Source organism: Pseudoalteromonas sp. FUC4 (assembly GCF_008370255.1).
Lineage (GTDB): Bacteria > Pseudomonadota > Gammaproteobacteria > Enterobacterales > Alteromonadaceae > Pseudoalteromonas.
Genome location: NZ_SEUI01000008.1, coordinates 39,612 through 59,034 on the forward strand (window position 1 = coordinate 39,612; position 19,423 = coordinate 59,034).

A 19,423-nucleotide genomic window follows, 5' to 3' on the forward strand; every position below is an offset into this window, starting at 1 on the left:
TAGTAAAGAAAAATAGTAGACTGAGTAAACTTTACAAAATAAAACATCAGCAAAATCAAATGGCTTAGTATATGCAAACTGGTTTACGTTAGGCGGATTAAGCTCCAAAGAAAGTATGTGAGCTTGGTAAGCTTTTATTGTTTACTTCAAAAGTATTAAATTAATGATGATTTAAGCTAAGTTATTTCCCCATTTGTAAGGATGGTAACTTAGCCTAAAACCCTGAGCTACTATATAATCAATTGCTTACTGTGTGGCGTTTACTTGAGCGATTTTTTTGTGACTGTTTTTTACGTTTACGACGGGTAAACCATAAATAAAAACCAGTGCCACCAAGCCAGACAGGGCTCAGACCTATAACGCACCATAGAGTTTTACTAATTAAACCTGCAAAGTAACCAAAGTGGAGCTTTCTAAAGCTATCAATAGCTTGCCAACCAACACTCGCTCCACGTATATCCCAGCTAGCCATATGCTCACCAGTAATCTTGTTGTAAGTTACTGTATTAGCGTATTCACTTGCAAGCGGGTTACTGGTATCGACCTCCCCAAACACGGTGATATTTTGCTCTGGTTCAAGCGGCATAAGTAAATACGTACCATTAAATGTAGGTATTTGTCTTTTACTGTCATCGAGTACATGCTGAAAAGAAACCTCTTCGCTGTATAAGTTTTTGGTTAGCGTAAAATGTTCTTCTTCAGCGTGCTCTATTACTTCGTGGTACCACACCGCACCATTAAAGTAGCCACCTGTTATGGCTAAAACAATAATAATGGGTGAGCCGATCACGCCTGTCATTTTATGAATGTCGCTAAGTACTATTTGCAGTGTTGCACGCCAGCGTACGCTAAATAAACGCTGCCAAAATTTACGATAAATAATAAGGCCAGTAATACCTAATACCAAAAAAAACACGGCAAAAAAGAAACCTAAAACGGTACCCGTTTGCCCCGGTAGGCTTTTTAAATCGTTAAGTAAAAATGTGTAATGTAAGTCTAAAAACCAATCTGTAAAATAGTGGCTAGTACCTACCGGCTCTGAAAGAATATTTCCAGTGTATTGATCTAAGTGAAATTTATACCAATCTTCTGTACCGCGCTTTATTAAATAAACCCGATCAGCGATATCATCGTTAAATATTTCCCAACTACCTACTACATATTCAGGGTAAGCATGCTCTGTTTTAGCAATTAATTTGTCTATAGGCATGCGCTCTGGTTGTGCTTTTACAACAAAATGGCTGTTTGGCATAAGTAAGCCATCTATTTCACTTTTAAAAACTAATACGCTCCCTGTAATACTAATAACAATCAAGGGAATGAGAGCTATAAGAGCGATCCAACTGTGAATTTTAAAAAGAGTTTTTCTCATAGATAGTTTTATATACAGCAGCTAATGACTTGCGCATGATAACAACTATCATTTTTATTTGATAGGTTGTGAGTAGGTTTCCTATTAAATAGGTAAACCGTGAACTTAATTCTACGGTTTTTGTATACCTAGCTTGCCAGTACCTAAAATAAGAATGTCATATTTAGTTGAGTTAAATTTACGCGGCTCTACAATGCCGCGCTCATAGTAAAAGCCTTTTAAAACAGATGTTTATTAAATGTTTTTATTTCTGTTTTTAATTAACATTTATGTAACGAGCGAGGTTGCTTTGGCGCATTATTTGCCTATATTGTCTTCTTTTATTTTGGTTTTTAGTTTTTTACCATTACTAAACAAAATTCGTAAAAACCGTAGTGTCTCTGGTTTGTCACTATTAATGATGACATTTGGATTAGCACAAAGCCTTTATTTTATAACTTACAATATGTACTTTGAGCGCTATTATATTGCGTTACCATTTGTCGTAACTGGTGCGTTAAGCGGGCTTATTTTGTATTTTTTTGCGCGTTTCAACGCAGCTAAACGAGAACGCGTACAGCTGGTTGTTATGCTAGGTTTTTCGTTACTGCCTTTTTCACTGCTTTTAAATTCAAGCCTCGATACTGCAACAGTATTAAGCGCTTTAACGTATGTTGGTCTTGTGATGAGTTCGGTACGTGTTATGCCGCAAACTTATAAAACATTGCGTACAGGCAATGTGAGTAATTTAAGCGCGCGCTACTTTAGCTTGCAGTTTATTGCTGGTATTTGCGGCTTAGTTGTTGAGCTTACAACCGCGGCTCCAAGCACCGCGCACTTACTTATGTTTATTATGTTATTGCTTACCAATGCTGTGCAATTTGGTTGTATGCAATATTATAGAATGCGACCTGCAATGGCTTAAAGCTAAAATAAAAGTGCTAATTGAGTTTAGGTGTGGCAGTTTTAAGCTATTAATCATTACAAAGTTTAAACAATGCAATTAACTATTCATCAAATTGATGCGTTTTCGAATGAGTTATTTAAAGGTAACTATGCGGCAGTGATCCCATTGAAATCGTGGCTAAGTGACGATTTAATGCTAAAAATTGGTGCTGAGAATAACGTATCTGAAACGGCTTTTACCTGCCTGCAAGACGATGGCAGTTTTGTTATTCGTTGGTTTTCGCCGTTAATGGAAATCGATTTTTGTGGTCACGCCACACTTGCGGCTGCCTATGTTTTATGTGAAGAGCATAACATATCGCAAATTCGCTTTATTGCTGATGCGGTGGGCGAGCTAATCGTTAATAAAAACGCTGATGGCAGCTTTGCAATGACCTTTCCTAAACAAGCACCGGTTGAGGTACAGAATGTACCGCAGCAATTGCTTGATGGCCTGTTTATACAACCGAGTAAAGTGCTTAAAAACCGCCAAGCTTACTTTGCTATTTATGAAAGTGCCGATCAAATAATTGAATTAACAACTAACTCCGAGCTTTTAAAAGCGCTTTATCCACTTGATGTAGTAGCTACAGCACCTAGTGATGATTATGATTTTATATCTCGTTATTTTTGGCCTGCAAGCGGTGGCGACGAAGATTATGTAACGGGCTCAATTCATACTGGCTTGGCACCTTACTGGGCGCAGCAATTGGGTAAAACTACGTTAAGTGCTTATCAGGCTTCAAGCAGAGGCGGGTATTTACTATGTGAAGTGGGTGATACAACCGTCACTTTGACCGGGCATGCTGTAAGGTATTTAAAGGGCACTATTTATATTTAATTAGGAGCTTTATATTTGGCAAGGAACGATGTTTAAATTATTCATTTCAAAATCATATTAGCAGGTTGTTTTTATGATCCCACTAGCCGTTTTTTGAATTACCTCCTTTATTTTATCTATTAACACACGCATTTGTAACAGTTGCTTACAAATGTCACCTTAATGTTTCATATGGCTCTGGTATTATGGCGTTAATAGAATTTTGGGGATAATAGGATATGCAAACAAATTCACTTAGATGGGTTTTTCCATTTGTAGCGCTCATTGTTGGTATTGTTGGCTTTATGGGAATAAATGCCATTGCACAAGAACCAGAGCAAAAAAAGGCGGTAGATACTCGTCCAACAGTGCAAGTTGAGCCAGTGGCTGCAAATGATCATCAAGTTATTATTAATAGCTACGGTGAAGTAAAGCCGCTTGAAAATACACAGCTTTCGGCGCAGGTATCGGGTGAAGTACTAAGTTGGCATCCTAACTTTGTAGCCGGTGGCATCGTTGCTCGCGGTGAAACCTTATTCACTATCGAAAAAGATAACTATGAAGCTGCAGTACTTGTTGCTGAGGCTGATGTTGCTCGAGCACAGGCTGCCCTTATTGAGGAGCAGGCTCAGGCACAGGTAGCCGAAGACGAAGCAAAGCGTTTTCCTAGTAAAGCGCGTACCGATTTATTTTTACGTAAGCCGCAAGTGTTAAGTGCTCAAGCTGCAGTTAAATCGGCGCAAGCAGCTTTAAAGCGTGCGCAACGCGATTTAGATAATTGTGAAGTGACAGCGCCATACGATGCTTTAGTGGTTAGCCGTAATGTAGGTGTTGGCCAGTTTGTCACTATGGGTTCGCAAGTTGCTGAACTCAATAATATTGAGACCGCTGAAGTGATTATTCCTATTGCAGGGTTCGATAGCGTGTTTTTACCAGAGCGTATTAAAGGCATTACCGCTACAGTGATTCAAAAAGGGCTAAATAGCTTTACGCGCGAAGGGGTAATAGACCGCGACTTAGGAATTGTAGATAGCGCTACGCGCATGAGCAGTTTAGTTGTGCGAATTGAAGACCCTTATGGTTTAAAAACAAAACAACCATCTATTAAATTTGGTAGCTACGTACAAGTTAATTTTGCAGGGGCTACGCTTAATAATATTTACCGCTTACCGCAAGCTTTAGTGAATAACCAAACCGTATGGGTCGTAAACAAAAGCCAAGAGCTTGAGCCACGTAAAGTAACGGTTATTCGTGAAGAAGGTGAATACTTTTATATCAGCAGTGGTTTAAATGCTGACGACCAACTCGTTACTACTTTGCCTGAATACCCACAAAAAGGGATGCAGGTTAAAATTGCCGGTGTAGCTACACCTGAAAGCTCAGAGTTGAGCACCTCAAACACGCAACAGCTGTAAGGTGTATTAGATATGAGCGAATCAATACAAAAAAAACAAACAGGACTCATTGCCTACTTTGCTAATAACTCGGTTGCTGCAAACTTAATGATGTTTTTTATCATTGTTATGGGGGCTATAAGTTACTTCACTATTCAGCGTCAAATGTTTCCAAATATAGAAGTTAACTATATTAACGTTGAAGCTAACTACCCAGGTGCCTCTCCTCAAGAAATAGAAGAAAGTATTCTTATAAAAATTGAAGAGTCACTTAAAGATATAACCGAAATTAAAAAAGGTGTGTACCGCGCTTTTAGAAATGGCGGCACTGCAAGCCTTGAAATAAACACTGATGCTGAACTTACCGATGTGCTTGATAAAGTAAAGTTACGTGTTGATGGTATTGCGACTTTTCCGGCTGGTATGGAACCGGTCACCATAAGCCAAGTTGAATTTAGGCAAGATGTAATAGGTATGACACTCGTTGGCGATTTACCGCTTACAGAGCTTAAGCCTATTGCTAATCAAATAGAAGATGAGTTACTACAGCTATCTAATGTTTCACTCGTTGAAAACGATGTACCGCTTGACGAAATTGCAATTGAAATAGACCCCGATACGCTTCGCCAATATAACCTTACCCTTAGTGATGTTATTAATGCGGTGCGTCGTTACTCAGCTAACTTTTCAGCAGGGCAATTAAAAACCGATGCGGGTGTTATTTCTGTTCGAGTAGAGAACCAATTTTACTCGGGTGAAGAGTTTAGACATATCCCGGTAAAAATTGGTGAGTATGGCGCTAAAGTTTTACTGCAAGATGTGGCCGTTATTAAAGATCAATTTACCGAAGGTGAGCGTTACTTTAAATTTAACGGTGAAAATGCCGTTTATATGTCGGTTAAAGCAACACAAGAGCAGAATATAATTCCTGTGGCCGATTCGGTTAAGGCATTTATTGATCAAAAAAATAAGCAGCTACCGCCAGGTATTAGGTTAGAGCCATTAATGGACATGACATATTACCTAAACGCACGCCTTGATATGATGAAGGCTAACTTGTTTCAAGGTGCAATTTTAGTGGCCATTATGCTGTCGTTATTCTTGCGCTTTAAACTTGCATTATGGGTAATGATTGGCTTACCCGTTTGTTTTTTAGGGGCCATGATGATGATGCCGTTATTTGGCATCAGCATTAATATTATTTCGTTATTCGCGTTTATTATGGTGCTTGGCATAGTGGTGGATGATGCCATAGTAATAGGCGAAGCCGCCTATACCGAGGTAGAAAAAAGCGGTGGTGGTGTCGAAAACGTCGTACGTGGTGCAAACCGCGTAGCAACTCCTGCAACGTTTGGCGTACTAACAACAATTGCTGTGTTTGCGCCGTTTACGCTTTCAAGCGGTCCAGAAAGCGCCTTCTTTTACGGTATAGCTGTTGTAGTTATGCTGTGTTTGGTGTTCAGCCTTGTAGAGTCAAAGCTTATATTACCGGCTCACATTGCACATACACACTTTTCACCGATTAAAAAAGGGGGCTGGCGCGATCGCTTTAACACTCGCTTTTTTGGTTTTGTAAATGGCCCATATAAACGTTTTATTGCGAAATGTGTAGATTGGCGCTGGACTGTTTTGTTTGCTTTTATTGCAATGTTTATTATCAGCATTGCACTTATTACGTCTAATAAAGTACGTACAGTACCTACTCCTAAAGTGCCGCACGATTTTCCGCAAATACAAGTAGAAATGAATGATAACGTTTCTGACCTACAAACTATTGCGGCTATTCGTGAAATAGAAGCCATGGTACTTAGAGTAGATGAAGAAACTGAGCGTGAATTTGGTCAAAAAATTATTCGTGATGTGTTGGTATTTAACCAAGGCAGAACTGAGTCGCAATTACTTGCCCCTTTAGTTGACGAAGATTCACGCCCGTATAATGCATTTGAACTTTCACGTCGTTGGCGTGAAGCTATGCCAACTATTGCCGGTATTAAGTCGTTAACTATTCAAGATGATGTTGGCGGCGGCGGTGGTAGCAATGGCGGCGGCGAGTTTGGTTACTTACTGTTTGGTTCTGACATAGAGACTTTAAATGAAGCCGGTCGTCGTTTTATTCAATTACTGCAACAGCAAAAAGGACTGTTTGATATAAGCTCAACAATTGACCCCGCGAGCAAAGAAGTGCAAATGAGCCTTAAACCAGTTGCATACGATTTAGGCTTAGATTTGGCAGGTATTGCAAACCAAGTGGGTGCTAGTTTCTATGGTGGTGAAGCGCAGCGCGTGATCCGAAACGGTGAAGAGGTACGTGTAATGGTACGCTACCCTAAACTAACTCGTGAAGCATTTTCATCGCTTAAACATACTGTAGTGACCACCCCACAGGGGCGAGAAGTATTACTTGGTGATGTTGTAGAGCTGACCGAAACACCTGGCATTAGTTATATTCGTCGTGAAGGTGGTTATCGTACCGTGTATGTTTATGGTAATATTGATGAAGAGCAAATTGAACCTGGTGAAGTAGTTAAGCAGGTAAAAGAAAACTTACTTCCACAGCTAATTGAAGAATTTCCAAGTGTTAAATCAGAACTTGGTGGCGCAATAGAAGAGCAGCAAGCTCAAGCCAATGAGCAAATAATGTTTTTTATTGGCGGAATGATTTTAGTATACATACTGCTAGCTGTGCCGCTTAAAAGCTATTCACAACCGCTTATTGTAATGTCGGTTATTCCGTTTAGCTTAACTGGCGCTATTTGGGGTCATTACTGGTTTGATTTAGATATGAGCTTAATGTCGGGCTTTGGCTTAATTGCTGCTGCAGGCGTTGTTATAAACGACTCCCTAGTAATGACCGATTACGTAAACCAAGTTCGCCGCGAAGGTGTTAGCGTTAAAAATGCAGTAATAGAAGCAGGTTGTGCACGCTTTAGAGCAATCTTATTAACATCAATCACTACATTTGCAGGTGTATTGCCCATTATGTTTGAAACAAGCCTGCAGGCTAAGTTTGTAATACCTATGGCAGTGGCACTTGGCTTTGCTGTTATGTTTGCAACGTTAATAACGCTTATATTGGTACCGTGTTTATATATGATTTTAGGTGATATTGGCACGTTATTTAAGCGCCCATTTAAAGGGCGAGCTGCGAAAGTATCAATAAATAGTTAATAGACAATAAAGTTAAAAAAAGCCCTGAACGGTTAACCATCCAGGGCTTTTTTATTATCTTTTTAATGCAGCTTAGATGCTGCAGTAAAATTAATCTTTAAATTGCTTATGGCAATCTTTACAACCTTTAGCCCATGCACCAAAAGCTTTACCAATTACGGCCTTATCGCCTGATTGAGCAGCTAACGCTAGCTTATCTGCATTTGCTGCAAAAGCATTTGCTTTTTCAACAAAGGTTGCATTTTCGGCCCAAACCGCAGCAAGTGCCGCTGTATCGCCTTTATCTGTTCCTTCGTAAAACGCTTCCCATGGCATTTTTGAAAGTGCAGCGGCATTGTTAGCACGCATTTTAAATTGCTCTGCGTTAAAAGGTACTTTACCTTTTAGCATTGCGCCCATGTCACCAATTTGCACTGAAATCATTGAGAACGCAGCTTGGCGGTATTCAATTGCGTCACTTGGCTCTTTAAATGCAGAATTTGCCGATACGCTAAATGCACACGTTGCCAGTGCTATTGTTGCTAATACTTTTTTTAATTTCATGTTTGCCCCTGTTGAAAATTGTAATTCTTAATTTGATATCTTGTATCTAACATCGTATTTATTCAAGTGAATGCGATAGATTTAATTAAAACTTAGTCATTAAGACCTATATCAGCGAATATCATTCCTCGGCGCATACTTCTGGTAGCCAAAAATACTTCTCCAAGTAGTGAAATAAATGCACATATGAGTAATGCCATTGCTGCAACAAAACAACAAGCAATAGTCACGCTTAAGTTTATTGATTGAATGTGCGACAAGAATAAAAACATAACCACAGCACATACAAGCAAGGCACTTAATACACTTAAACTAAAAGCAATATGTATACATCGAGATCTTTTTAATAAAGCGCGGAGTTCTGTTGCTAGCGACTTATTAAAATCATCATCTGTATTTACTTTTAATCTTCGCTCCAATAAGCGCGCTCTGTCGGTAATTCGTGCTAAGCGATTAGATAAAACACCTAAAGTTGCTGCTATACCTGTGATTAAAAATACGGGGGCAACGGCCGTTTGAATTACTTTTGCCATAGTTAAAATGTTAATTACTTCGCTATTCATATTTTTCTCAAAAGGGTCAAATGTGTTTACACTCATTTACAAAATAAAAATAAAATATATTCTTTAAAAATCAACTGCTTATTTTTTTATATAACCTTTTTATACACGGGTTGTAATTTGTTTGTAATCAAGATGTTGCTCAGAGTGGGTGTAAAGTTTTATATTCTAATTATAGGCCAATTACAATTGGTAATAAGTACAATAATATAAAACTCACCTCAGGGGAAATAATGTCAAATATAATAATGAGAAAAACAGCTATATCGACTGCTATTGGTTTAGCTATGATGTCATATGGTGTAGTTGCAGCACCTGATTTATCTAAAGGGTATGCACCTGAAACTTCAAGTGTTAAAACTTACTCTCAAGATAAAACAATATCTAGAAAAGCGCGTTATATTATTCAACTTGAAGATGAGCCATTGGCGACTTACAGAGGTGGTATTGTAGGGCTAGAAGCAACCTCAGCAGTTATAACTGGAGATAGTAAAGTTAAGCTATCTTCTGCACCCGCTTTAAAATACAGCAGCTACCTAAAAGCAAAGCAAAAAAGCGTAGCGCAAGTTGCAGCGTCTGTGAGTGGTGGTTCAGTATCTCATTCGTTTAGTACGCTATTTAACGGTATTGTTGTTGAAGGTGAGGAAGGTCAGCGTGAAGCGCTTGCTAAGCTTTCAGGCGTTAAAAAAGTATTTTTAGATACTGAATATCATACCTTAATGGATGCATCTATCGATGTTATAAAAGGTGTTGAAGCATGGGAGGCTTTAGGTGGCCAATCTGAAGCTGGTAAAGGTATTAAAGTTGCAATTATAGATTCTGGTATTCGCCCTGAAAACCCGATGTTTTCAGATGTTGGTTTTGCTGCTGCAGAATTTAGCGAAGAAGAAGCTGCTTACATTGCTGAAAACCCAGACTTCTGTCGTGTAGATGGCGGCGAAGCTGATTTTTGTAATAACAAATTAATTGTAGCGCGTGCTTTTGGTCCAACCCCTAGTAATGTGCACCCAGATGAATACATTGGATCTCCTTTAGGTTATGACGGCCATGGTACTCACGTAGCAGGTACTGCGGTTGGTAACCCGGTCGAAATTACGTATAAAGATAATAACGTATCTATTTCAGGTGTAGCTCCTGCTGCGCAGCTAATGGCTTATAAGGCGCTGTGGCATACGGCTGATGGAAATGGTAGCGGTACAACTGTTGCATTAATGTCTGCATTAGAAGCAGCCATTAATGATGGTGCTGATGTTATTAATAACTCTTGGGGCGGCGGCGCAGGTGGTAACCCGTCAACGAGTGCCTACAGTGACTTATTCAAAGCTGCTGAAGAAGCAGGTGTAGTAGTTGTTACTGCCGCTGGTAATGACGGTAATGGTGCCCAGACAATTGGTTGTCCAAGTTGTATCGAATCGGGTCTAACTGTAGCTAATACACAAACTGGCCGTTTTTTCTCACAGTCGATTGAGGTTGCCGGTGAGACCTTCATGAGTATTGAAGGTAGTAATGGTTTATTAACAGACCCTATTTCATTACCTATTATTTCTGCGCAAGTGATTGCACCAGATAACTTTGAAGGGTGTGAAGAGTTTGCTGAAGATATATCATTTGCTGACTCTGTAGCATTAATCTCTCGTGGTAGCTGTGCATTTTCAGCCAAAGCTGCAAATGCTGAGAAAGCAGGTGCAACAGCGGTAATTATCCACAACAATGTTGCAGGCGGTGCAATGGGTATGGCTATGGACGATGCGACTATTCCAGCATCATCAATTAGCCAAGAAGATGGTTTAGGTTTAGTAGAGTTATTAACTGAGGCTGAAGAGTCTGTCATTGCATTATTAGATCCAAGTGTTAAGCGTACAATTCAAGAGAAGTTTACAGATGCAGTGAACTCCTCAAGCTCTCGTGGTCCTAACGGCGAGCCTAGCTTCTTAAAACCTGATATTGCAGCGCCTGGTACAGATATTTTATCAGCATATTCTCCTGACGAAGGTAATGGTATTACATTTAACGCGATTACTGGTACGAGTATGGCAAGCCCTCATGTAGCTGGTGCTGCTGCGCTTATGAAACAGGCACACCCTGAATGGAATGCAATTCAAATTAAAACAGCTTTAATGAGCTCATCAAAAATGGATGGCTTACACAAAGAAGATCTTATAACGAAAGCTGATGCATTTGATGTAGGCGCAGGACGTTTAGATATGCCTAGTGCGTTAGAAGCATCTCTTACATTTGGTCATGGTTCATACGCTGATCCAAGTTGTTTGAGCGTATGTAGCTTTACTAATACAGTTGAGAACATGACTGATGTAGCTGGGGAGTGGACGGCTAAGATAGTAACAGATATGGAAGGTGCTGAAATTACAGTGACTCCAAGTACTATTATGCTTGAAGCAAATGGTTCTGTTTCTACAGGTACTGAAAGTGCAGGAAAAAAAGCTAACGTAGCTGAATTTAATTTAGATATTGATTCTACATTTAATAGTGTGAAAGGTTGGAACTTTGGCCATGTAGTGTGGACTCACACTGAAACAGGACAAGTTGCGCATTTACCATTTGCTATTTACGATAATGAAGCCACAAATAGCAGCGTATTTAGCGCAACAGTTGATGCAGACTCACTAAATTCTTCTACGCCAGCAAAAATTGGTGTGCAATTTAATAATACTTCGTTTACTGATGAGTTATCAGTAAATATGAAACTTGATGAAAATGCAGAGCTTCTCAAAGGTGCAGTACCTGTAGTTGAAGTAACAAATGGCGCTGGTGCAGTAACTTTAAGTGAAGACAACAAGGAGTTAACTTGGACAGGTACACTTGGTCCAAAAGAGTTTGCTATTAACAGCAGCGACCTCTTAGGCACGCTCTCTCTTGCAGATGAAGGTTTTGACCCACAATCTTGCCCTGATGGATGTGATGAGATAACGATTACCGTAGAAGCAGATTTTATTTTTGATGGTAAAGAGTACTCAGCATTTACAATCTCAGATAACGGCTTTATTGCTGTTGGCGCTGATGTAAATACAGCTAACTCATGGAGTCCTCAAGCAATGCCTAATGCTAGTTCACCAAGCGGTGTAATTGCTCCATTATGGGCTGATTTTGATTTGGCGGGTGGAACTGGTGGCGGCGATATATATGTAGCTAAATTTGAAAGTGGCTATGTTGTTGTTGAATGGCATGACGTTGAACTTTATGGAAGCAGTTCAGGTGATAAGTACACTTTCCAAGTTATTTTAAAGGAAGGTACTGATGAAGTTCGCATAAACTACATTGACGTTCCAACTTTACCTTCTCCTTACTCTGCAGGTGTCGAGTCTGCAGATGGTAACGTAGGTGCAATGATAGATACAGTTCCAACAGGAACTGGTATTGGTAGTGGTTATCTAGTTGATCAGATTAAAGGCGGAACTGTTGATATTCAGTATCAAGCTTTTGCAAAAGATCGTAGCCATTATACAACTGCAGATTCAGTGGAAGTTGATGAAGAGCAAACAGTTAATATTAACGTATTAGCTAACGATATGGCTGAATCTCGTTTTGTATTTGATGCAGTTGCTTCATCAGAAACAGAAAATGCGGAGTTCTTCGCGCACAAAGGTGTGAGAGTTAAGGGGAGTCTTGTAGCATCGACTGTTGAGGTCTTATCTGCACCTGCAAATGGTTCAACAACAGTTAAGGAAGATGGCACTATTGATTATACGCCTAATGCACAATTCTCTGGTGAAGATAGCTTTACATATACAGTACGTGAAGCGTCAGGTACCACCGCTGAAGAAACAACAGTATCAATAGTGGTTAACGATACAATTGCAGATCCTCAGCCAGTGACACCAACAGAGCCTGAAAGCAATGGTTCGTCTGGTTCACTAGCTTGGCTTACATTGTTAGTAGCGCCGTTTGCATTTATGCGTCGTCGTAAACAAAAGTAATTTTATAACTAATTAGTTATATAAAGGGAGCTTCTGCTCCCTTTTTACATAGCTTCACAAACTAAATCACAATAAAGGCCATTTATAGGTATATTTAACTACTTAATAAAAAATAAAAACAACAAGGATTTTACTGATGAAACGTACTCCATTCGCTCTTGCTGCACTATCGCTCGCTATTTTAAGTGGCTGTAATCAAGCCCCTGAAGAAACCAAAAAAAATAATACACAAGTTAAAACGGTTCAGGTAGCCCAAGCTATAGCCCCAGTTGCTAAAAAAGTGCCTTATGAGATGACTATTCATGGTGACACACGGGTAGATAATTACTATTGGTTACGTGATGACGAACGTAAAGCGCCAGAGGTGATTAACTATTTAGAAGCTGAAAATACATACACTGATGCAATGCTTGCACATACTAAAACGCTGCAAAGTGAATTGTTTGAAGAGCTAAAAGGGCGTATCCAAAAAGACGATGATTCAGTCCCAGTTAAAAACGGTGATTATTTTTACTCAACGCAAACACGTGGCGATAACGAGTACACTACTTACTTACGCAGCAGCGATTTTGCAGGTACGGATCAGCAAGTTATTTTAGATGTAAATGAGCTTGCGAAAGGCCATGATTATTATGCAGTAAGTGGCTTAAATGTAAGCCCGAATGGCAATTTAATGGCTTATGGCGAAGATACTGTTAGCCGTCGTATTTATAGTATAAAAATAAAAGATTTAACAACCGGTAAATTACTCGAAGATACACTTGAGGGCACTAACGGTGGCATTGTGTGGGCAAACGATAATAAAACGGTTTATTACATTAAAAAAGATTTACAAACTTTATTAGGTTATCAAGTTTACCGTCATACGTTAGGTACACCACAAGCTGATGATGAGCTAATTTACGAAGAAACTGATACCAGTTACTACATGGGGATGAGTAAAAGCAAAGATGAGTCAGAAATTTATATTTGGCACAGCAGCACAGCAGCATCAGGCGTATCGGTACTAAATGCTGATGATGCTAAGGCAACGCCTAAACGCTTAATTGAGCGCGAAGCAGGGCTTGAATATGAAATTTCGAAGCTAGGGAATACTTACTACATTGTAACTAACTTAGATGCTGTAAATTTTCAGCTGATGAAAGTGGATATTGATAAAGCTGGTGACAAAGCAAATTGGCAAAGTGTGATCCCAGCGCGCGATGATATTAAGCTCGAAGGCATTGATTTATTTAATGACTACTTAGTTTACCAAGAGCGTGAAATGGGCCAATCAAAGTTGATTGCTCGTCATTTAAAAACAGGTAAAGAGTTACCACTGAGCTTTAACGATAGCGCTTATACAATTGGTACTTATGGCAATAACGATATAAATAGCAGCACGTTACGTGTTTACTACACAAGCATGACCACTCCAGGTTCATCGTACGATGTAGATTTAGCGACTGGCGATAAAAAACTACTTAAACAGCAAGCTGTATTAGGTGATTTTGATGCTGATAATTACGCCTCAGAGCGTATTTTTGTAACAGCACGTGATGGCATAAAAGTACCGGTAAGCTTAGTTTACCGTAAAGACTCGTTTAAAAAAGATGGTACTAACCCGCTACTGCAATACGGTTACGGCTCTTATGGCGCAACCATGGATCCTACTTTCTCAAGTACGCGTTTGAGTTTACTTGACCGTGGCTTTGTATTTACAATTGCCCATGTACGTGGCTCGCAAATGCTAGGTCGTCCTTGGTACGAAGACGGCAAGCTACTCACTAAAAAGAATACGTTTAATGACTTTGTTGACGTAACTAAAGCATTGGTTTCTCAAAAGTATGGCGCAAAAGATGAAATATTTGCGTTAGGTGGCAGTGCTGGTGGCTTATTAATGGGCGCGGTAGCAAACCAAGCACCGAAGCTTTATAAAGGCATTGTTGCTGCGGTCCCGTTTGTAGATGTAGTAACCACTATGCTAGATGCGAGCATTCCGCTTACAACAAATGAATACGGTGAGTGGGGTAATCCGAACGAAAAAGCGTATTACGATTACATGCTATCTTACTCGCCATACGACCAAGTATCTAAGCAAGCATATCCTAATATGCTAGTAACGACTGGCTTGCACGATTCGCAAGTTCAATACTTTGAGCCTGCAAAATGGGTTGCTAAGTTGCGTGACTATAAAACTGATGACAATAAGTTACTGTTTAAAATAGATATGGAAGCAGGGCACGGTGGTGCATCGGGTCGCTTTAAGCGCTTAGAAGATACCGCGCTAAACTATGCATTTATGCTTGATTTAGCGGGTATTAAAAAGTAGTTAATATTTATATTTAAATAGATTTAACTCAATAAGGTGCTTTTTAAAAAAGCACCTTTTTTTGTGGCAAATTAAAGCTAAACATAGTGCCTTTACCAATTTCACTTTGTACGTAAATTTCGCTATCCATTAGTTTTAATAACCCTTTGCAAATAGCCAATCCTAAACCACCTTGCTGGCGCCCTTCTTTATTAGAATTACTTGCTTGGTAGTGAGGGTCAAAAATAGCATTCAGCTCATCTTCTTTTATGCCTACACCCGTGTCTGATACATGCACAAATAATTGATTATCTTCACTGCGTTTTACATGTACTGCAATGCTGCCGCCGCGAGGGGTGTGCCTAATTGCATTATCAATTAAATTGCTCAGTACTCGCTCTAGCTTAGCGATATCGGCAACTACAGGAAAATCACAAATCGCAGGTTCTACCGACAAACTAATGCCTCTTTTATCAACAGCTAAACTAAATTTTGCCATGCAATCGTAAATGAGTTCGCCTAAATTAAAGGTTTCTTTATTTATACTTATTTCGCCATTTTCTAAGTGAGCAAGCTCAAATATTTGCTCTATGAGTAACTTTAATTGCCCACAATTATTAAGCGATACCTGTAAGTATTCTTGCTGCTCTTGTTTACTTAGTTGTTCACCCGACTGATTTAATACTTCTAAAAACCCCTGCAGTGAAGCAAGTGGTGTGCGTAGGTCGTGCGATAGATGAGTTAGCAACTCTTTGCGTTGTTTATCGCCTTGTTCAAGTGCTTTAAATTGCTCATTAATACGCGTTAACATGGCTTGAATACTTCGGCCTAAGCTATGCACTTCGTTACTTTTTTGCGTTGAATAGTTACTTAGCTTGGTGTCGGTAAGGCTGTAGTTAGCGGCTTCAATATTACTAACATCGCGTGCTAAGCGCTGAATTGGGTTGGTAAAAAAGCGTAGTAAAATTAGCATCGCAATAAATAAAAATGCAAGTGCAGAGCCAAGCCATAAAGCGGCTAGCCATAACTTATCATTATTTTTTACAGTGCTTAGTGAGGTATCGTAAGCCTCGCCACCAATAATTACATATAAATAACCTTGTAGCTTATCTTGATTAAATACTGGCGCGGCTGAAAATATTTTTTGTTGCTCTTTATTACGAGGGTTATCACCATAAATAGGTGCAGCGCTTGGGTCGTTAATCAGCCTTTTTAAAGGGGTTAAACTAATATGCGTACGTTTTACTTTACCTGGCTTTGCGGAGTAAGTAAGAATTTTTCCGGTTTCGTCTACAAAATAAAATTCAAACGCCGGGCCTAATAACATCAAGGTATGAAAGAGGTTTTCAAGCGCTTTATAGTCGTAAACACCTTCTTTTATTAATGGGTTATCTTGTACTAAATGCTCGGCAAGCGCCAAATGTAAATTTTGCTCAGCATGATGTTTTGAGGTGAGTTCCAGTTGCTTGCTCCAGCCGTAAACAAGGGCGCAAATAAAACAAAAAATGACGACTAGCGATATCGCTAATTTTTGGTACAAAGAAAGTTTCATAATAGGTGTCTTAATTGAGTTGGCTAGGGTTTAGTTTGTAACCAACACCCCAAACGGTTTCGATGATAGGCGCTTGTTGGTGTTCTTCTAGCTTGGCACGTAAGCGGTTTATGTGTGAATTAACCGTGTGCTCGTAGCCACTGTGTTGGTAACCCCATACTTTATCGAGTAACTGCTGGCGACTAAAAACATGATTAGGATGACGTGCAAAGTAAACGAGTAAATCAAATTCGGTGGCGGTAAGGTTAAGGGCTTGTTTACCTAAATACACTTGGTGCGAACTAAATTCTATATTGAGTGAGCCTATATTTAGTGTTTGTTCGCTATCAACGGGAGAGTTGTCGTTGTTTTGGCTCGCGAGTAGTTGTGCTCTGTGGCGTAATTGGGTTTTTACTCTGGCTTGTAATTCGCGTGCAAAAAAGGGTTTACAAATATAATCATCGGCGCCCATTTCAAGGCCAATAACTCTGTCCATATCGCTACTAAGCGCGGTGAGTAAAATTACGGAGGTAGTAGGGTAATGCTCTTTTATTTTTCGGCATAAGCTTAAGCCATCCATTTGGGGTAAGTTTATATCGAGTAAAATAAGTCCGTAGGGATGCTTAGCTATTTTTTTTAAGGCAAGTTCTGCGCTCACAACATGATCAACATGTAAGTTAAGCGACGTTAGCTGCGTGGTAATTAACTTACCTATTTCTCTGTCATCTTCTACTACTAATATTTTTTCGTGACGCATGTATTACCTCGTAAAAAGGGGGGCATCCGTGCTCCCTTACTTCCCCATTACAAGCTGGAACGTTACTGCGTGCGCGTAATTACTATTTTCGATACTGGGTTATCAAACTTATGTTCAACACCAAGTGCTGATGTAGATAATCCATCTTGATTTGAAACAATGCCCGGATGCATTGTTATTATATCGGCTGTATCGTCACGTATTTCGTTAAACCCTTCACCGCTAGCGGCAGGACCTGGCACAGTTTCAGCTGTTTCTGTATTTGCTTCCGTACCCGCATCATAAGCAGTCGTAGTGCGTGATAACGAACCGCCAACTTCTAATGTTGATACATCTAAAGAACTAAGACCGGTAAAAGCATCATTTGTATTCCCAAGCATGGCAGCAAATGACAAATTAAGCGTTTCTTGCTCTTCAACAGTAATGATTACTGTGGTGGTTTCGCCAGGGGCAATAGCGCCTTCAGCTGAAACTGCAGCAAGTGCATTCTCGTAGCTGAGGTATTCTTCATTTGCGCCGCTTTCTGCAAGCATTTCTAAACCAACAGAAGCGGTTGTACCGAATGTCCAAGGTGCTTCATCTTCAAAAGCAATGACAGAGAGTGGTGATAAAGGCTGCCCTGCAGTTAAGTTACTAAAAGTAATAGTAAACTCACTGATCACAGGTTCTACAACAATTGGCTCAACAACGACCGGTTCTTCTATTATTGGATCGTCATTATCGTTATCGCTACACGCTGCAAGTGTGGTTGCAAGTGCAAGCACTAGTAGACTTTTTTTAAGGTTGTTAGCAGATGACATAATCATGCTCCTACTTAACTGTAACGGTTAATTGTGCTACTGGGTTTAACCATCTGTGTACTGTATTACTTAAATCGCTATTACCCGCTTCTAAATCGTCATCACCTAAGCTACCCGGGTGAATATGAATGCTAGTATTTGTATCACCACTTAATACACCTGTACCGCCAGTGCCAGCGTCGCCACCTGGAGCCGCAGGAATACCTGGAGTACCTGGTGCGCCAGAGCCTTCAACTACAAGCTCATTGTTTTGTTCTGTGCCTGCATCGTAAGCATTTAAATTAATTGTGTAAGTACCCGCTTCTGTTGGGATTTTCCAGCTGTTTAAGCCTACAAAGCCATCATTAGTTGGTAGCATCATTGCAGTTAAAGATAGGTACTCATTACCGTCAGTCGTGCTCAGTGTTGCCGTTGTAGATGCGGCTGGTGCAAGTAAACCTTCAGCTGGATTTGCAGCCATATCACTGCCCGCTGCAGTTGCTTGTGCAACTAGCTCTGCAATATTGCCGCCTTCAGCCATTGTTTGTAGTGCTGTAGATGCCTCTGTTGCGACTTCAAATAGTGTGTCTTCGCTGTTGTGTGCTGTAATTAACAGTGGAGTAAAGTGAATACCTTTGGTTAGGTTAGTAACTTTTAGGTCTAATTCTGCGGCCATAGTCGATTGGCTAGCTGCCGCTAAAAGAATTGCGATTGTTAATGTAGAAGTTTTCATTATTATTTCCTGTAAGTGATGATTCGAGTTAAGTATTGAATAATCGTCTCCAGAAACTCTCACAAACTTATCACTTTTTTATCACAAAATTTCACGCTGTGATTTTTAAACATAAATACGTTGGTTGATTTGTAGACATTTGTTTAGTTAAGAGGCAACATACATAAAACAAAAAGGAGAGTGTTATGGAAGAAAATCAACAGGTTGAACCAGTTAATAAAGATGACCGTATGTGGGCTATGTTATGCCATTTGAGTGCGCTTGCCGGATTTATTGTGCCGTTTGGCTCAATAATTGGGCCATTAATTGTGTGGTTAATTAAAAGAGATGAAATGCCTATTGTTGACGTGCACGGTAAAAAGGCGCTTAACTTTCAAATAACGATGGCAATTGCATATGTAGTTTGTTTTTTACTGATGTTTGTAGCAGTAGGCTTAATATTACTACCTATAGTGGCAATTTTTGGGTTTGTAATGGTTGTAATGGCAAGTATTAAAGCTAACGAAGGTAAAGAGTTTAATTACCCGTTTAGTTTAAATTTGATAAAATAAAACCTCAGTTATTTTTATACCAATTGCATTAAATTAGTGATCTATTATAGCGATAAGAAAATAGCT

14 protein-coding genes are annotated in these 19,423 nt (G+C 39.6%); 7 read left to right on the top strand and 7 right to left on the bottom strand.

The window, feature by feature from the left end:
- Positions 1–238: 238 nt before the first annotated feature.
- Positions 239–1,372, bottom strand: coding sequence for a PepSY-associated TM helix domain-containing protein (locus tag EU510_RS18195; protein ID WP_149594625.1), 1,134 nt, complete (start codon positions 1,370–1,372; stop codon positions 239–241).
- 289 nt (positions 1,373–1,661) lie between these two features.
- Between EU510_RS18195 and EU510_RS18200 the strand changes: the two genes are divergently transcribed.
- The 4 genes from EU510_RS18200 (at position 1,662) to EU510_RS18215 (ending at position 7,678) form a co-directional block, all read left to right on the top strand.
- Positions 1,662–2,276, top strand: a complete 615-nt coding sequence (locus EU510_RS18200; protein ID WP_188085443.1) for a SemiSWEET family transporter — start codon at positions 1,662–1,664, stop codon at positions 2,274–2,276.
- Positions 2,277–2,348: 72 nt separating this feature from the next.
- Entirely contained in the window at positions 2,349–3,137 is a 789-nt protein-coding gene (locus tag EU510_RS18205) for a PhzF family phenazine biosynthesis protein (protein ID WP_149594627.1), read from the top strand.
- 218 nt (positions 3,138–3,355) lie between these two features.
- Complete coding sequence (locus tag EU510_RS18210) at positions 3,356–4,531, top strand: efflux RND transporter periplasmic adaptor subunit (protein WP_149594628.1); 1,176 nt, start codon at positions 3,356–3,358, stop codon at positions 4,529–4,531.
- A 12-nt stretch (positions 4,532–4,543) separates the two neighbouring features.
- Positions 4,544–7,678, top strand: coding sequence for an efflux RND transporter permease subunit (locus EU510_RS18215; protein ID WP_149594629.1), 3,135 nt, complete (start codon positions 4,544–4,546; stop codon positions 7,676–7,678).
- Between the two features lie 90 nt (positions 7,679–7,768).
- Here the strand turns inward: EU510_RS18215 and EU510_RS18220 are convergent, their stop codons facing one another.
- Both EU510_RS18220 and EU510_RS18225 read right to left on the bottom strand, forming a co-directional pair.
- Positions 7,769–8,221, bottom strand: coding sequence for a c-type cytochrome (locus EU510_RS18220; protein ID WP_149594630.1), 453 nt, complete (start codon positions 8,219–8,221; stop codon positions 7,769–7,771).
- Between the two features lie 92 nt (positions 8,222–8,313).
- Entirely contained in the window at positions 8,314–8,784 is a 471-nt protein-coding gene (locus EU510_RS18225; RefSeq protein ID WP_024605414.1) for a DUF2721 domain-containing protein, read from the bottom strand.
- A 230-nt stretch (positions 8,785–9,014) separates the two neighbouring features.
- On the opposite strand from EU510_RS18225, the gene EU510_RS18230 reads away from it, so the two are divergent.
- Together EU510_RS18230 and EU510_RS18235 are read left to right on the top strand one after the other, a co-directional pair.
- Positions 9,015–12,716: a S8 family serine peptidase gene (locus tag EU510_RS18230; RefSeq protein WP_149594631.1), complete on the top strand. Its 3,702-nt coding sequence runs from the start codon at positions 9,015–9,017 to the stop codon at positions 12,714–12,716.
- 136 nt (positions 12,717–12,852) lie between these two features.
- Entirely contained in the window at positions 12,853–15,027 is a 2,175-nt protein-coding gene (locus EU510_RS18235) for a S9 family peptidase (protein WP_149594632.1), read from the top strand.
- Between the two features lie 43 nt (positions 15,028–15,070).
- On the opposite strand, the gene EU510_RS18240 is transcribed toward EU510_RS18235, so the two are convergent.
- The 4 genes from EU510_RS18240 to EU510_RS18255 form a co-directional block, all read right to left on the bottom strand.
- Positions 15,071–16,558, bottom strand: coding sequence for a sensor histidine kinase (locus EU510_RS18240; protein ID WP_149594633.1), 1,488 nt, complete (start codon positions 16,556–16,558; stop codon positions 15,071–15,073).
- Between the two features lie 10 nt (positions 16,559–16,568).
- Complete coding sequence (locus EU510_RS18245) at positions 16,569–17,294, bottom strand: response regulator transcription factor (protein ID WP_149594634.1); 726 nt, start codon at positions 17,292–17,294, stop codon at positions 16,569–16,571.
- A gap of 62 nt (positions 17,295–17,356) precedes the next feature.
- Positions 17,357–18,094 (bottom strand): spondin domain-containing protein, encoded by a 738-nt coding sequence (locus EU510_RS18250; RefSeq protein ID WP_149594635.1) that lies wholly within the window; start codon positions 18,092–18,094, stop codon positions 17,357–17,359.
- A 10-nt stretch (positions 18,095–18,104) separates the two neighbouring features.
- A complete protein-coding gene (locus EU510_RS18255) occupies positions 18,105–18,806 on the bottom strand; it encodes a spondin domain-containing protein (RefSeq protein ID WP_149594636.1) in 702 nt (233 codons plus the stop codon).
- Between the two features lie 185 nt (positions 18,807–18,991).
- On the opposite strand from EU510_RS18255, the gene EU510_RS18260 reads away from it, so the two are divergent.
- On the top strand, positions 18,992–19,357 hold the full coding sequence (locus tag EU510_RS18260; RefSeq protein ID WP_149594637.1) for a DUF4870 domain-containing protein: 366 nt from the start codon (positions 18,992–18,994) through the stop codon (positions 19,355–19,357).
- Positions 19,358–19,423 lie beyond the last annotated feature (66 nt).

Coding starts and splice junctions, on each gene's coding strand:
- EU510_RS18195 (WP_149594625.1), bottom strand. CDS start 1,372: ATGAGAAAAACTCTTTTTAAAATTCACAGTTGGATCGCTCTTATAGCT.
- EU510_RS18205 (WP_149594627.1), top strand. CDS start 2,349: ATGCAATTAACTATTCATCAAATTGATGCGTTTTCGAATGAGTTATTT.
- EU510_RS18210 (WP_149594628.1), top strand. CDS start 3,356: ATGCAAACAAATTCACTTAGATGGGTTTTTCCATTTGTAGCGCTCATT.
- EU510_RS18215 (WP_149594629.1), top strand. CDS start 4,544: ATGAGCGAATCAATACAAAAAAAACAAACAGGACTCATTGCCTACTTT.
- EU510_RS18220 (WP_149594630.1), bottom strand. CDS start 8,221: ATGAAATTAAAAAAAGTATTAGCAACAATAGCACTGGCAACGTGTGCA.
- EU510_RS18225 (WP_024605414.1), bottom strand. CDS start 8,784: ATGAATAGCGAAGTAATTAACATTTTAACTATGGCAAAAGTAATTCAA.
- EU510_RS18230 (WP_149594631.1), top strand. CDS start 9,015: ATGTCAAATATAATAATGAGAAAAACAGCTATATCGACTGCTATTGGT.
- EU510_RS18235 (WP_149594632.1), top strand. CDS start 12,853: ATGAAACGTACTCCATTCGCTCTTGCTGCACTATCGCTCGCTATTTTA.
- EU510_RS18240 (WP_149594633.1), bottom strand. CDS start 16,558: ATGAAACTTTCTTTGTACCAAAAATTAGCGATATCGCTAGTCGTCATT.
- EU510_RS18245 (WP_149594634.1), bottom strand. CDS start 17,294: ATGCGTCACGAAAAAATATTAGTAGTAGAAGATGACAGAGAAATAGGT.
- EU510_RS18250 (WP_149594635.1), bottom strand. CDS start 18,094: ATGTCATCTGCTAACAACCTTAAAAAAAGTCTACTAGTGCTTGCACTT.
- EU510_RS18255 (WP_149594636.1), bottom strand. CDS start 18,806: ATGAAAACTTCTACATTAACAATCGCAATTCTTTTAGCGGCAGCTAGC.
- EU510_RS18260 (WP_149594637.1), top strand. CDS start 18,992: ATGGAAGAAAATCAACAGGTTGAACCAGTTAATAAAGATGACCGTATG.